Here is a 12,626-nt window from a genome sequence, read left to right as displayed (position 1 = left end):
AGATCGTCCAGCACACCGCCGGTGGCGCGATCGGGGTCTCCTGGTTGATGATCGCTCTCCCCTTGTTGGGGGCGTTCATCCTCCTGGTGTTCAACCGGTTCACCAACCGGTGGGGCCACCTGCTGGGCGTGGCCATGTCCCTCGCCTCGTTCGTCGTGGCTGTGCTGGCGTTCTTCGAAATCCTCGGACTCGGGGACGATCAGCGTCGCCAGGCCGTGCATCTGTACGAGTTCATCCCCGGCATGGTCGACATGGGGCTGCTCATCGACCCGCTGTCGATCAGCTTCGCCCTTCTGATCACCGGTGTCGGATCGCTGATCCACATCTACTCGATCGGCTACATGTCGCACGACGAGCACCGGCGCAGGTTCTTCGCGTACCTGAACCTGTTCGTCGCCGCGATGCTCCTGCTGGTGCTGTCCGACAACTACGTCGGGTTGTTCATCGGCTGGGAGGGCGTGGGTCTCGCGTCCTACCTGCTGATCGGGTTCTGGCAGTTCAAGCCCTCGGCGGCGGTCGCGGCGAAGAAGGCGTTCGTCGTCAACCGCGTCGGTGACTTCGGCCTGCTGGTCGGCATGTTCATCATCTGGACCACGTTCGGCACGCTGAGCTTCGGCAAGCTGACGCACGCGGTCGTCTCAGGTCAGGGCGACGGCACGCTCACGGCCATCGGCCTGCTGCTGCTCCTCGGCGCGTGCGGCAAGTCGGCGCAGCTCCCGCTGCAGTCCTGGCTCCTCGATGCCATGGAGGGCCCGACCCCGGTCTCGGCCCTGATCCACGCGGCGACCATGGTCACCGCCGGCGTCTACCTGGTCGTGCGATCCGGCGCGTTCTTCGAGGCGTCCGACGTCGCCTCGCTGGTCGTGACGATCGTCGGTGTGGCCACGCTGCTCGCCGGTGCGATCATCGGTTGTGCGAAGGACGACATCAAGAAGGGCCTGGCCGGCTCGACGATGTCGCAGATCGGCTACATGATGCTCGGCGCGGGCCTCGGCCCGGCGGGCTACGCCTTCGCCATCGCGCACCTCATCGCCCACGGCTTCTTCAAGGCCGACATGTTCCTCGGCGCCGGATCGGTCATGCACGGCATGAACGACGAGGTGAACATGAGGAAGTACGGCGGCCTGCGCAAGTTCATGCCGATCACGTTCGTCACGTTCATGGTGGGCTACCTCGCCATCATCGGCTTCCCGTTCCTGTCCGGCTTCTACACCAAGGACGGGATCATCGAGACGGCCATGGAGCACGGCGCCTGGATGGGCTGGCTGGCCGTCCTGGGCGCGGGCATCACCGGCTTCTACATGTCGCGCATGATCTTCATGACGTTCTTCGGCGAGAAGCGCTGGGACAAGGAAGCACACCCGCACGAGTCGCCCGCGGTGATGACTCTGCCGCTGATCCTGCTGTCGGTCGGCTCGGTCGTCCTCGGCTACTTCCTCATCAACGACAACCGCCTGATGAAGTTCCTCTCGCCGGCCGTCGGCCTGCCCGAGGAGCTGCCGTCGTTCCACGTGTTCAGCACCACGACGGTGGGTCTGGCGACGCTCGTGCTCGTGGCCATCGGCGCGGCCTACGCGTGGATGCGCTACGGTCGCGCGCAGGTGCCGGTGGTGCAGCCGCGCGGCTCCTTCCTCACCACGTTCGCCCGCCGTGACCTGTACGGCGACGCCCTCAACGAGTCCCTGTTCATGCGTCCCGGCCAGTGGCTGACCCGCATCGCGGTGTTCTTCGACAACCGCGGCGTCGACGGGCTGGTCAACGGTCTGGCGGCAGGCATCGGCGGGAGCTCGGGTCGCCTGCGCAGGCTCCAGACGGGCTTCGCGCGAACGTACGCGCTGTCCATCCTGATCGGTGCCGCCCTGCTGACCGGCGCCCTGCTCCTCGTTGGGAACATCTGATGTCACCCTGGCTCCCGATACTCATGGCGGTGCCCGTTGTGGGCGCCATCGTGGTGGCCCTGCTTCCCAAGGGCGGCGACAAGCTGGCCAAGCAGGTCACGCTGGCGGTCTCGCTGCTGACGATGGTGCTGACGGGCGTCATGGCCGCCGGGTTCAAGCCCGGTGGCGAGCGCTTCCAGTTCAAGGCGGAGTACGACTGGATCCCGAGCTTCGGCGTGAAGTTCGGGGTCGGCGTCGACGGCGTCGCCCTGGTGCTGATCGCCCTGTCGGTCGTGCTGGTGCCGATCGTCGTCCTGGCCTCCTGGCACGACGCCGACGGCGTCAGGACCGCGGACGGCACGCTGATCACGCCCAAGCGGTCGGTCAAGACGTACTTCTCGCTGCTGCTCGTCCTTGAGACGATGATGATCGGCGTCTTCGCGGCGACCGACGTCTTCCTCTTCTACGTGTTCTTCGAAGCCATGCTGATCCCGATGTACTTCATGATCGGGTCGTACGGCGGCGCCCAGCGGTCGTACGCGGCCGTCAAGTTCCTGCTGTACTCGCTCTTCGGCGGCCTGCTCATGCTGGTCGCGGTCATCGGCCTGTACGTGCTGGCGAACAAGGGCACGTTCATGTTCGAGCCGCTCGTCGGGGCCATCAAGGACCCGACGACGCAGAAGTGGCTGTTCGGCGGCTTCTTCATCGCCTTCGCCATCAAGGCGCCGCTCTGGCCGGTGCACACCTGGCTGCCCGACGCGGCCGCCCAGGCCCCGGCCGGCGCCGCCGTGCTGCTCGTGGGCGTGCTCGACAAGGTCGGCACGTTCGGCATGCTCCGCTTCTGCCTGGAGCTGTTCCCCGACGCGGCCAAGGCGTTCACGATGCCGATCGTCGTCCTGGCGGTCATCAGCATCATCTACGGCGCGATCGTGGCCATCGGCCAGACCGACATGAAGCGGCTCATCGCCTACACGTCGATCTCGCACTTCGGCTTCATCGTGCTCGGCGTCTTCGCCATGTCGTCGGTCGCCCAGTCCGGCGCGGCCCTCTACATGGTCAACCACGGCTTCGCCACGGGCGCGCTGTTCCTCGCCGCCGGGTTCCTCATCGCCCGGCGCGGCTCGCCGTTCATCGCCGACTACGGCGGCGTCCAGAAGGTCGCCCCGGTGCTCGCCGGCTTCTTCCTGGTCGCCGGTCTGGCCGGTCTCTCGCTGCCCGGACTGTCGTCCTTCGTCAGCGAGTTCATGGTGATGATCGGCACGTACTCCAGCGAGGCGCACGGCTCCGGCGCGCTGACGGTGGCCGCGATCATCTCCGCGGTGGCCGTGATCCTGGCCGCCGTCTACATCCTGTGGATGGTCCAGCGCACCCTGAACGGCCCGACCGCCGAGCCGGTCAAGGCGTTCAAGGACCTCAACGCCCGGGAGATCTGGGTGCTGGCGCCGCTGGTCGCGCTGATCATCGGGTTCGGCTTCTTCCCCAAGCCGCTGCTCGACGTGATCAACCCGTCCGTGCAGCAGACGCTGACCAACGTGCACGTACCCACTGCCACCATCGCTGAGAAGGGGACAGGTCAGTGAACGACGTCATCCCAGCGCCGACGATCGAGTACGGCACGCTGGCGCCGTTGCTGATCATCTTCGGCGCTGCCTGCATCGGCGTGCTCGTCGAGGCGTTCGCGCCCCGCTACCTGCGCAAGTCCATCCACGTCCCGCTCACGCTGCTCAGCCTGATCGGCGCGTTCGCGCTGGTCATCCTGCAGGTCATGCGCGGCGTGCCCACCCAGGCCGCCGCCATGGGCGCGGTCGCGGTGGACGGTCCCGCGCTGTTCATCTGGGGCGTGATCATCGTCCTGTCGTTCGTGTCGGTGCTGCTGATCAACGACGAGGGCCACTTCGTGGCCTCGGCGGCGGCCGTGCCGGGCAGCGCGGACGAGGAGGAGGCCGAGGCGGCCGACAACGGCGCCGGGCAGACCGAGGTCTACCCGCTGGTGCTGTTCGCGGTCGGCGGCATGCTGCTCTTCCCGGCCTCGCACGACCTGCTGACGATGTTCGTGGCCCTTGAGGTCATGTCGCTGCCGCTGTACCTGCTGTGCGGCCTGGCCCGCCGGCGCCGCCTGCTGTCGCAGGAGGCTTCGATGAAGTACTTCCTGCTCGGCGCGTTCTCCTCGGCGTTCTTCCTGTACGGCACCGCCATGATCTACGGCTACGCGGGCACCGTCTCGCTGCCCGGGATCAACGCCGCCCTGGCCAAGGGCGCGCTGCTCGACCCGCTGCTCATGGCCGGGCTCGCGCTGCTGGGCGTCGGCCTGCTGTTCAAGATCGGCGCCGCGCCCTTCCAGGCGTGGAAGCCCGACGTCTACCAGGGCGCCCCGACCCCCATCACCGCTCTCATGGCCTCCGGCACGCTCGTCGCGGCCGTCGGCGCCCTGCTGCGGGTGTTCTGGGTCGGTCTGGGCAACCTGGACTGGAACTGGCGGCCGGTCATCTGGGCCGTCGCGGCCCTGACGATGATCGTCGGCTCGATCCTGGCGATCACGCAGACCGACATCAAGCGCATGCTGGCCTACTCCTCCATCGCGCACGCGGGCTTCCTGCTCGTCGGCGTGATGGCGACGTTCGGCTCGGCCGGGCAGAACGCCCAGTCGCTCAAGTCGATCCTGTTCTACCTGGCGGTCTACGGCATCACCACGGTCGGCGCGTTCGCGGTGGTCACGCTGGTGCGCGACCCCGGCGGCGAGGCGGGACACCTGTCGCGCTGGGCCGGGCTCGGCAAGCGGTCGCCGGTGCTCGCCGGGGTGTTCGCCTTCTTCCTGCTCGCCTTCGCCGGAATCCCGCTGACCAGCGGCTTCTTCGGCAAGTACGCCGTGTTCGCGGCCGCGCTGAACAGCGGCACGCAGCCCGGCGACTCGATGGGCGGCTGGATGGCCGGCCTGGTCGTGGTGGGCGTGGTGGCCTCGGCCATCGCCGCCTTCTTCTACGTCCGGGTCATCGTGCTGATGTTCTTCAGCGAGCCCGCGGCCGACGGCCCGGCGATCTCGGTGCCCAGTATGGGGACCGTGGCCGTCATCGCCGTTTCCCTGCTGGTTACCGTAGGAGTGGGGCTCTACCCGGAGACCCTCCTCGGTGTCGCCAACGACGCCGCTTCGGCACTGTTCATTAGATAAGGGGATCTCGTATGTCTGCGCCGCCCGTGGTTGACCTTCCCATCGAGGACGAACGGTTGGCGCAGGACGTGGCCACCGGACTGGCCGCGGTCGAGAAGCTCCTGCGCTCGTCGGTGGAGAGCGAGGACGCCTTCGTCACGGAGGCGTCCAAGCACCTCATCGAGGCGGGCGGCAAGCGGTTCCGCACACTGATGGTGCTGCTCGCGGCCCAGTTCGGCGACCCTTCCGCGCCGGGCGTCGTGCCCGGCGCGGTGGTCATCGAACTGACCCACCTGGGCTCGCTCTACCACGACGACGTCATGGACGAGGCCCCGGTGCGCCGGGGCTCGCCCTCGGCCAACGCCCGGTGGGACAACACCGTGGCGATCCTCACCGGCGACTACCTGTTCGCCCAGGCCTCGGACCTCCTGGCCGACCTCGGCCCCGAGCTCATCCGCATCCAGGCCCAGACGTTCTCCCGCCTCGTCCAGGGGCAGATCCGCGAGACGGTCGGCCCGCGCGACGGCGAGGACCCCGTCGGCCACTACCTGAGCGTCCTGGCCGACAAGACGGGCTCCCTCATCGCCGCCTCCGGCCGGTTCGGCGCGCTGCTGTCCGGCGCCCCCGCCGACGTCGAGGAGCGGCTGAGCCGCGCCTGCGAGGCCGTCGGCGTGGCCTGGCAGCTCGGCGACGACCTGCTCGACGTGGCCTCCTCGGGCGCCCAGTCGGGCAAGACCCCCGGCACCGACCTGCGCGAGGGCGTCCACACCCTGCCGGTCCTCTACGCGCTCACCAGCGGCGAGCAGTCGCGGCTGACCGAGCTGCTGTCCGGCCCGGTGCCGGAGGAGCACGTGGAGGAGGCGCTCACCCTGCTGCGGGCCCACCCGGCCATGGAGCGGGCCCGCGCCGAGCTGACCGCGTGGATCGACCGGGCCCGCGTCGACCTCTCCGCCCTGCCCGACATCCCGGCCAGGGCGGCGTTCCTAGCTCTCTGCGACTACGTGGTCGAGCGTTCGGGCTGACCGCCTGACCCGGGCGGCCGTCCGTGCCGCCCGGAGGCTGTCGTAGGTGAAGATGGCCAGGGCCAGCCACACGATCGAGAACCCGATCCACCGGCTGGGCGGCATGACCTCGCCGGCGATCGTCACCCCCACGATGAACTGCAGGATCGGCGCGATGTACTGCAGCACCCCGACGGTGCTCAGCGGCACCCGGATGGCCGCCGCGCCGAAGAAGATCAGCGGCACGGCCGTGATGATCCCGGCCCCCACCAGCAGCAGCGCGTGCCCGAGCCCCTGCTGCCCGAACGTGGCCTGCCCCGCGAACTCCAGATAGATCAGGTATCCGAGCGCCGGCAGCAGCAGCACCAGCGTCTCGACGGCCAGGCTCTCGGTGGCGGCCACGTTCGCCTGCTTCTTGACCAGCCCGTACACGCCGAAGCTGACGGCGAGCGTGAGCGCGATCCAGGGGAGCCTGCCGTAGTCCAGGGTCAGCACGACCACCGCCAGCGCCGCGAAGCCGACCGCCGTCCACTGCAGCGGACGCAGCCGCTCCCGCAGCACCAGTACTCCGAACAGCACGCTGACCAGCGGGTTGATGAAGTACCCGAGGGCGCTCTCGACCACGTGGCCGGTGTTGACCGCGTAGATGTAGGTGCCCCAGTTGACGGTGATGACGATGGCGGCGATCGTCAGCAGGACGAGCTTGCGCGGTTGCCGGGCCAGCTCCCTGAACCAGCTCCAGTGCCGGCGCACGGCCAGCGCGACGGCGACGGCGACCAGGGACCAGACCATCCGATGAGCCAGGATCTCCACGGCTCCGGACGGTTTGAGCAGCGGCCAGTACAGGGGGAACAGCCCCCACATGGTGTAGGCGGCGATCCCGAACAGTACACCGCGCCGAAGGTCAGGCATGTAACCCATTTTCGGGCCTTACCAGCTTAAATACAAATGTGTGTCACTATACGGGAATGTTTAGGCGTCCTTAACTGTTCGGGCGTTGTGTAGGCGCAATCCCGCCACCCACGCCACGCCGCCGCCCGCGGCGCTTGCGTAGGGTGGAGACACCTGATGGAGGTGGCACGATGGGCTGGCTGTTCGGCGGCAACAAGACATCGATGGTCCGTCCCGAGGACGCTCTGCCGGGCCGCTCGGAGGCGATGCCGGTGCCCGCGCGGCACGCGGTTCTCGACGCTCCGCTCGCCCCGCCGTACCCCTCGGGCCTGGAGGTGGCCGACTTCGGGCTGGGCTGCTTCTGGGGGGCCGAGCGCAAGTTCTGGCAGACGCCCGGGGTGGTGACGACCGCCGTCGGCTATCAGGGCGGCTACACCCCCAACCCGACGTACGAGGAGGTCTGCAGCGGCCTCACCGGGCACACCGAGGCCGTCCGGGTGGTGTTCGACCCGGCCCAGGTGTCGTACGAGGAGCTGCTGAAGGTCTTCTGGGAGAACCACGACCCGACGCAGGGCATGCGCCAGGGCAACGACACCGGCACGCAGTACCGGTCGGCGATCTACTACCACTCGCCGGAGCAGGAGAAGGCGGCGGAGACGTCCCGCGCCGCCTACCAGCAGGTCCTCACCCAGGCCGGCTACGGCGCCATAACCACCGAAATAGCCCAGGCCAAGCCTTTCTACTACGCCGAGGACTATCACCAGCAATATCTCTTTAAAGTGCCCAACGGGTACTGCGGGATCGGTGGCACGGGCGTCGCCTGCCCGGTGGGCCTGACGTCCGGCGAGGCATGAGCCGAACGCGGGCCCAAGCATCGCACTTCTGTGCAGATAGATATACAGTTAATGCATGACTGTTCTGCACGAAGCTACTGAGCTGAGCGTCACAGAGGCGGCCCAGCGAGGGGTTGCCCGTCTGGTGGCTGATGCGGAGCAGGGGACCGATCTGGTGGTCACCCGTCGGCGTCAGCCAGTGGCGGCCGTGGTGAGTATCCGCCGGCTCAACGAGCTGGAGGAGGCGGCGGCTGATCTGCGTGATCTGGCGCTGGTGCTCGCCCGGTCGGTTACGGACACAGGGGAGCGGGTCTCACTCGATGAGGTGCTTGCCGCTTTCGGGCATACTCGCGAGTCGCTGTCCGCCATCCCGGACGATGAGTGAATCGTGTCCGACGTCGCCTTCACGGCGCCGGCGGTCGACGACCTTCGGCGGATCGGCCCAGACGCGGTACCCAAGGTGCTCAAGAAGATCCTTCTCCTGCTGGACAACCCTGAAGCTGGTTATCCGCTTGGCGGGGAACTGACCGGTTTCCGGAAGCTGGTGGTCGGTCGCAACACCTGGCGTGTCGTCTACCGCATCACCGAGGACAAGTCGGTGGAGATCTGCGAAGTGTGGGCTGTCGGTGAACGTGCCGACGCCGAAGTGTACGAGGAGGCGACGGCGAGGGTCCGGGAGGCGGGTGCGGGCCGGCCCGAGATCATCCAGCTCGGCCAGGTGATCGAACGCCTTGGCAGGCTGGCCGATCACCTTCGGGTGGAGAAGGCACCTCCCAGAGAACCCGTTCCAGATTGGCTCGCGGACCGGTTGATCTTCACGGTCGGGATGGCGCGTGAGGACGTTGCCGCTCTTGACCTTCAAGAGGCGGTCGACAGGTGGGCTGAGTACCGGTCCAAGGCTCCTTAGGTCGTGCATCCATTGCCTGAAGCGCAGCGCCATCACCAGCAGTACCTGTACAAAGTCCCCAACGGCTACTGCGGCCATGGCCTGCCCGGTCGGCCTGACCTCCGGCGAGGCGTAGACCTACGGAGATAGCTAGATCCTGGCTCATGGTCGCCCGGCACGTCCGGCGTCGATCATGGGCCAGAGCCGTCTTCGGCGACAACCTTCCTTACGGGTTCAATGGCTCGCTGCGCTCGCCACGGGGTCGCCGGCCCGCTCAGCGGTCTGGCGGGCTTGCGCGTGCGGCCTGGGGGCCGTTCGCGCCCGCCACCGCACGCGGGCCGGCGGCCCCGACGATGAGCTTCAAGTCTCTGCCGCCCCGCTTCCGGTGCTCGGGCCTGGAGGCCCTGCGCTCCGGGTCGGGTTGCCATCGATCTACCCGGGTTGCTCCCTGTGGTGGAGGCTGGCGTGTTGCGGGGCTGTTTCAAACGCTTCGAAGGGGCCTTTGCTCCCTCCTTCCTGTCTGGTCTCCGCCTGCAGATTCGCATCCAGTTCATCCAACGTCGCCCCGCAACGGACGTTGGACAGTCTGCTTGCCCAGGGAACGGGCTGCCTCCGAATGGCCACCCAGCCTGCGGCAATTTCCTGAACCTGCCATGCCGGATACTGGGCGATCAGCTTCGCCAAGGTCATGGGCACGGGTGCACTCCGGCGACCGGCGTACAGATTGGGTGAGACTCCCGTAGTTGGGCGTAGCGGAGAGCGATTCGGTGAGCGGCCTGAGCGGGTTCGGTGGAGGGGTGCCAGGCGTAGATGACTCGCTGTCGTCTCGCATCCCATGCCGATCGCCACCAGTAGCGCCCGTCGTGACACCAGACGACCAATCCGACCCAGACGGACACCAGCGCCAGGCCGTAGCCGTCGTGCACGTCCGCGGAGACTCCCCGAGCGGTGAGGGCGTTGGCCAGGGCGGCGGCGGCGTGGGTCTCCGGTGCGAGCGAAGGGCGGCTCACAACGCCTCCTCTGCTGTCTCCTGCTCCTTCAGCAGCTCGGCGAGATGGACGATGTCGTCCGCGTCGATCGTCTGGGACAGGCCGTGATCTACTTCGCGCGGGGACAGGCGACGGCCGTTCCGGGTGGCCCAGAGACGGCCCGCAGAACTACGCCAAATGCGCCAACCGGGAAATGCCGCTTGGAGGTCTTCGAGAATCACCGGAGTGGACATGCGATCAGCGTGCTTACCTGAGCGTGACAAACCCACCGCGTTATCAAGACGTCCAGGACGTTACAGCGTTACGCTCCGAACGTCCCTGACGTCCTCCAGTTCGAGGTGTGCCGTGGCCAACGTCCCCCTACGCAGCGCCATGCTGAACGCCCAGGTCACGAACCAGAACTTGGCCGACCGATGTGGCGTGGACGTAAAGACGGTGGAACGCTGGCTGCAGGACGAAACCCGCGTTCCGCACATGCGGCACCAATGGGCAGCCGCAGAGGCACTAGGAGTTGAGACAGCCGTGCTATGGCCAGATGCAATTCGCAATACAGTGAAAACTGGGCCGGATAAGGAAGTCTTGACCGTCTATCCGTATCGCTCCGCATGTCCGAAATCAATCTGGCGCAATCTCATCAGCTCGGCGCGCAACGAGATCGTGTTCGCCGGTTACACCAACTACTTCCTGTGGCTGGAACACCCCAATCTCGCGAAGGTGCTCAAGCGGAAGGCGCAGCAGGGCTGCAAGATCCGGTTCCTCGTCGGCGATCCGGAGAGTGAGGTGACGCGCCACCGCGAGGACGTGGAGAACGTTCCGCTGACCGTCTCCACGCGCATCCGGATCACTCTGTCGGAGATCGATCAGCTACGCGACGTTGCCGGTGTCGAGGCCCGGTTCGGTGACGAGCACATCGCCATGAGCGTGTTCCGGTTCGACTCGGAAATGCTCGTCACGCCGCACTTGGCGAAGCTCGTCGGTCATGACTCGCCCATGTTGCACTTGCGGCGGTTTCAGGACGACGGCCTGTTCGATCGGTTTGCTTACCATGCCTCTGAGTTGTGGGGCAACGGCCGAGACGTGTGGCAGCAGCCCCAGCCCGCAGGCCCGATCCTGGGTGACTAGCTGAGCGACAACCGGCTTCCGGACGATCTCGGTTAGAGGCGCGGGGCCCTATCGCTTCTCGTCTGCTTGGTGTCGGGCGATCCTGCGAGCGGTGGCGATCCGTTGGCGTGCTACCTCGGCCCAGAAAGCCTCTCCATGGCGATGGCCGCTTCCGGCATAGTGCCATTCGCCTACCGTCATGGTTTTCTCTGGATCGGGAGGCGGAGTGCCAGTGATCAGGCGGGCTTGCTCGGTGCGGGCCTGTCGGATGTCCCCGCATCTGATCGAGTAGTGGCGGGACTTGGTGGAGAAGTGTCCCCGATAGCCGAGCATGTGCGCTCACTGTCGCAGGAGCAGGGGTCGGTAGGGCTGGAACAGGGATAGATCATGCGGCGGGCGTGCTCGGTGACCTTCAGGCCGGCGATCTGTCCGGCATGCCGAATCGGACGGTCTACGGTGCCTGCGGACTCGGCTCCCTTGGTCGCATACTTGGCCACGTACGCGGACTCGCTGATCGCCCCAGCGGACGGGCGAGGGTGGCCCGTCGTCTATTCGGACCGCGACCTGACCGGTGGTCTGGAGTATGGCCCGGTGGAGCAGGTCGATCGCACCACCGGCTACTGCGGCATCGGCGGCGTGGGTGTCGTCTGTCCGGTTGGCCTGACGTCCGGCGAGGCGTGACCTGCCCTGTGCTGGGTCGCCCACGGGTGGACAAAAGGTCCACTAGGCTCATTTGGTGATTTCCTGCCGTGCGATCGTCCCTGCGGAGCTGGACCGTGTGACCTCGTGGGTCGTGACGGAGCCCGTCGGTTGGATCTCCGCTGACCGTTACCTCGCAGAACTGGCCGAGAACATGTACCGGCCGGAGTGGACGTGGATCGCCGAGGTCGGTGACCGGGTCGTGGGACGTGCGCTGTGGTGGGGTCCGAGGGACGGCGCGCACCCGGTCGCGCTCGACTGCCTCGACGTGGATCCCGCAGTGGGCGATCGCATCCTCGTCGCCACCGAACTGATCAGGGCCGCCCTGGCGGTGTTCCCGCAGCCGGTGCAGTACGCGATCAAGGCGTCCGGCGGCTGGCGGGACGATCCGGTCACCTCGGCGGCCGTGGAATGGCGGCGAACGGCGGCACACGCGGCCGGCCTCACCCGGGAGGTCGAGCGGCTGCAGTTCGAGTGGGCGCCGGCCGACGGGGTGCCCTCAGCGGCCGGGGCGCTGCGGTTCGCCGAGGCGTCCGATGAGGAGTTCCTTGCGGTGTTCAGGAGAATCGCCGAGGGCAGTCTGGACTTTCAGACCCGAACGAACGTAGCGGCCAAAGGCGTGGACGTGACCGCGCGCGAAGAGATGGACTTCTATCTCGGCGCGCCGGGCAAGCGGGAGTGGTGGCGGATCGCTTACACGTACGAGGGCGAGGTGGCAGGCATGGCGATCCCCTCGGCGACGCCGTACAGCGTGAACGTCGGATATCTCGGGGTGGTCCCGGAGTTCCGGGGGCGCGGATACGTGGACGAGGTACTCGCCGAGATCACCCGCATGCATGCGGCCAACGGAGAGTCGCGCATCACAGCCACCACCGACGTGGGCAACGCCCCGATGGCGGCCGCGTTCCTGCGCGCCGGGTACCGCAACACGGAGATCCGGATCAACCTCTCCAACGACCTCCAGTTCTGAGGATTCGTTGCCGGGAGCGGAACGCTACCAAGGGCAATGCCCTGTACAAAGCCGCCACCGGCTACTGCGGCATCGGCGGCACGGGCGCGGCTTGTCCGGTCGGCCTGACTTCCGGCGAGGCGTAGACCGGCCGAATTGGCTAGATCGTGGCCCATGGTCGCCGGCACCTCCGGCGTAGATCATGGGTCAGCGTCGTTTTCGGCGACAGCCTTCATCCCAGGGGCAAGGCGGTCC

At 67.3% G+C, this 12,626-nt stretch carries 14 protein-coding genes; 10 read left to right on the top strand and 4 right to left on the bottom strand.

What is annotated here, in order from left to right:
* Nucleotides 1-47: 47 nt before the first annotated feature.
* Genes nuoL through ACIBK9_RS02395 form a run of 4 tightly spaced genes read left to right on the top strand, consistent with a single transcriptional unit; the run spans nucleotide 48 to nucleotide 6,044 of the window.
* Complete coding sequence (gene nuoL / locus ACIBK9_RS02410; protein ID WP_397155891.1) at nucleotides 48-1,898, top strand: NADH-quinone oxidoreductase subunit L; 1,851 nt, start codon at nucleotides 48-50, stop codon at nucleotides 1,896-1,898.
* Nucleotides 1,898-3,457, top strand: coding sequence for an NADH-quinone oxidoreductase subunit M (locus ACIBK9_RS02405; RefSeq protein ID WP_352322502.1), 1,560 nt, complete (start codon nucleotides 1,898-1,900; stop codon nucleotides 3,455-3,457). Before nuoL ends, ACIBK9_RS02405 begins: the two co-directional genes overlap by 1 nt.
* On the top strand, nucleotides 3,454-5,043 hold the full coding sequence (gene nuoN / locus ACIBK9_RS02400) for an NADH-quinone oxidoreductase subunit NuoN (protein ID WP_358290238.1): 1,590 nt from the start codon (nucleotides 3,454-3,456) through the stop codon (nucleotides 5,041-5,043). Before ACIBK9_RS02405 ends, nuoN begins: the two co-directional genes overlap by 4 nt.
* An 11-nt stretch (nucleotides 5,044-5,054) precedes the next feature.
* On the top strand, nucleotides 5,055-6,044 hold the full coding sequence (locus ACIBK9_RS02395) for a polyprenyl synthetase family protein (RefSeq protein ID WP_397154585.1): 990 nt from the start codon (nucleotides 5,055-5,057) through the stop codon (nucleotides 6,042-6,044).
* On the opposite strand, the gene rarD is transcribed toward ACIBK9_RS02395, so the two are convergent.
* Complete coding sequence (rarD, locus tag ACIBK9_RS02390) at nucleotides 6,006-6,935, bottom strand: EamA family transporter RarD (protein WP_397154583.1); 930 nt, start codon at nucleotides 6,933-6,935, stop codon at nucleotides 6,006-6,008. The two genes, ACIBK9_RS02395 and rarD, sit on opposite strands and share 39 nt — an antisense overlap.
* 170 nt (nucleotides 6,936-7,105) lie before the next feature.
* Between rarD and msrA the strand changes: the two genes are divergently transcribed.
* Genes msrA through ACIBK9_RS02375 form a run of 3 tightly spaced genes read left to right on the top strand, consistent with a single transcriptional unit; the run spans nucleotide 7,106 to nucleotide 8,654 of the window.
* Nucleotides 7,106-7,768 carry a peptide-methionine (S)-S-oxide reductase MsrA gene (msrA, locus tag ACIBK9_RS02385; protein ID WP_397154581.1) on the top strand — a complete coding sequence of 221 codons (663 nt, stop codon included), beginning with the start codon at nucleotides 7,106-7,108 and terminating at the stop codon, nucleotides 7,766-7,768.
* 55 nt (nucleotides 7,769-7,823) lie between these two features.
* Entirely contained in the window at nucleotides 7,824-8,132 is a 309-nt protein-coding gene (locus ACIBK9_RS02380) for a type II toxin-antitoxin system prevent-host-death family antitoxin (RefSeq protein WP_397154579.1), read from the top strand.
* Nucleotides 8,133-8,135: 3 nt separating this feature from the next.
* A complete protein-coding gene (locus ACIBK9_RS02375; protein ID WP_397154577.1) occupies nucleotides 8,136-8,654 on the top strand; it encodes a type II toxin-antitoxin system RelE/ParE family toxin in 519 nt (172 codons plus the stop codon).
* Between the two features lie 985 nt (nucleotides 8,655-9,639).
* On the opposite strand, the gene ACIBK9_RS02370 is transcribed toward ACIBK9_RS02375, so the two are convergent.
* A complete protein-coding gene (locus ACIBK9_RS02370; protein ID WP_397154575.1) occupies nucleotides 9,640-9,855 on the bottom strand; it encodes a hypothetical protein in 216 nt (71 codons plus the stop codon).
* Nucleotides 9,856-9,967: 112 nt separating this feature from the next.
* On the opposite strand from ACIBK9_RS02370, the gene ACIBK9_RS02365 reads away from it, so the two are divergent.
* The gene (locus tag ACIBK9_RS02365) at nucleotides 9,968-10,744 is read left to right on the top strand and encodes a hypothetical protein (protein WP_397154573.1); all 777 of its coding nucleotides are present in this window, start codon (nucleotides 9,968-9,970) and stop codon (nucleotides 10,742-10,744) included.
* Nucleotides 10,745-10,792: 48 nt separating this feature from the next.
* On the opposite strand, the gene ACIBK9_RS02360 is transcribed toward ACIBK9_RS02365, so the two are convergent.
* The gene (locus tag ACIBK9_RS02360) at nucleotides 10,793-11,056 is read right to left on the bottom strand and encodes a replication initiator (protein ID WP_397154571.1); all 264 of its coding nucleotides are present in this window, start codon (nucleotides 11,054-11,056) and stop codon (nucleotides 10,793-10,795) included.
* On the bottom strand, nucleotides 10,960-11,220 hold the full coding sequence (locus ACIBK9_RS02355; RefSeq protein ID WP_397154569.1) for a hypothetical protein: 261 nt from the start codon (nucleotides 11,218-11,220) through the stop codon (nucleotides 10,960-10,962). The genes ACIBK9_RS02360 and ACIBK9_RS02355 overlap by 97 nt, the downstream gene beginning before the upstream one ends.
* Here ACIBK9_RS02355 and ACIBK9_RS02350 point away from each other — a divergent pair.
* Nucleotides 11,213-11,404: a hypothetical protein gene (locus ACIBK9_RS02350; protein WP_397154567.1), complete on the top strand. Its 192-nt coding sequence runs from the start codon at nucleotides 11,213-11,215 to the stop codon at nucleotides 11,402-11,404. The genes ACIBK9_RS02355 and ACIBK9_RS02350 overlap by 8 nt on opposite strands.
* 112 nt (nucleotides 11,405-11,516) lie before the next feature.
* On the top strand, nucleotides 11,517-12,392 hold the full coding sequence (locus ACIBK9_RS02345) for a GNAT family N-acetyltransferase (RefSeq protein WP_397154565.1): 876 nt from the start codon (nucleotides 11,517-11,519) through the stop codon (nucleotides 12,390-12,392).
* Nucleotides 12,393-12,626 lie beyond the last annotated feature (234 nt).

Origin of the sequence: Nonomuraea sp. NPDC050227 (genome assembly GCF_044459705.1) — a bacterium.
Taxonomy (GTDB): domain Bacteria; phylum Actinomycetota; class Actinomycetes; order Streptosporangiales; family Streptosporangiaceae; genus Nonomuraea.
This window is presented reverse-complemented; position numbering and strand designations above follow the sequence as displayed.

What these genes read in the sequence shown, in the direction of transcription:
- nuoL (WP_397155891.1), top strand. Translation starts at nt 48, where the DNA reads ATGATCGCTCTCCCCTTGTTGGGGGCGTTCATCCTCCTGGTGTTCAAC.
- ACIBK9_RS02405 (WP_352322502.1), top strand. Translation starts at nt 1,898, where the DNA reads ATGTCACCCTGGCTCCCGATACTCATGGCGGTGCCCGTTGTGGGCGCC.
- ACIBK9_RS02395 (WP_397154585.1), top strand. Translation starts at nt 5,055, where the DNA reads ATGTCTGCGCCGCCCGTGGTTGACCTTCCCATCGAGGACGAACGGTTG.
- rarD (WP_397154583.1), bottom strand. Translation starts at nt 6,935, where the DNA reads ATGCCTGACCTTCGGCGCGGTGTACTGTTCGGGATCGCCGCCTACACC.
- msrA (WP_397154581.1), top strand. Translation starts at nt 7,106, where the DNA reads ATGGGCTGGCTGTTCGGCGGCAACAAGACATCGATGGTCCGTCCCGAG.
- ACIBK9_RS02380 (WP_397154579.1), top strand. Translation starts at nt 7,824, where the DNA reads ATGACTGTTCTGCACGAAGCTACTGAGCTGAGCGTCACAGAGGCGGCC.
- ACIBK9_RS02370 (WP_397154575.1), bottom strand. Translation starts at nt 9,855, where the DNA reads ATGTCCACTCCGGTGATTCTCGAAGACCTCCAAGCGGCATTTCCCGGT.
- ACIBK9_RS02360 (WP_397154571.1), bottom strand. Translation starts at nt 11,056, where the DNA reads ATGCTCGGCTATCGGGGACACTTCTCCACCAAGTCCCGCCACTACTCG.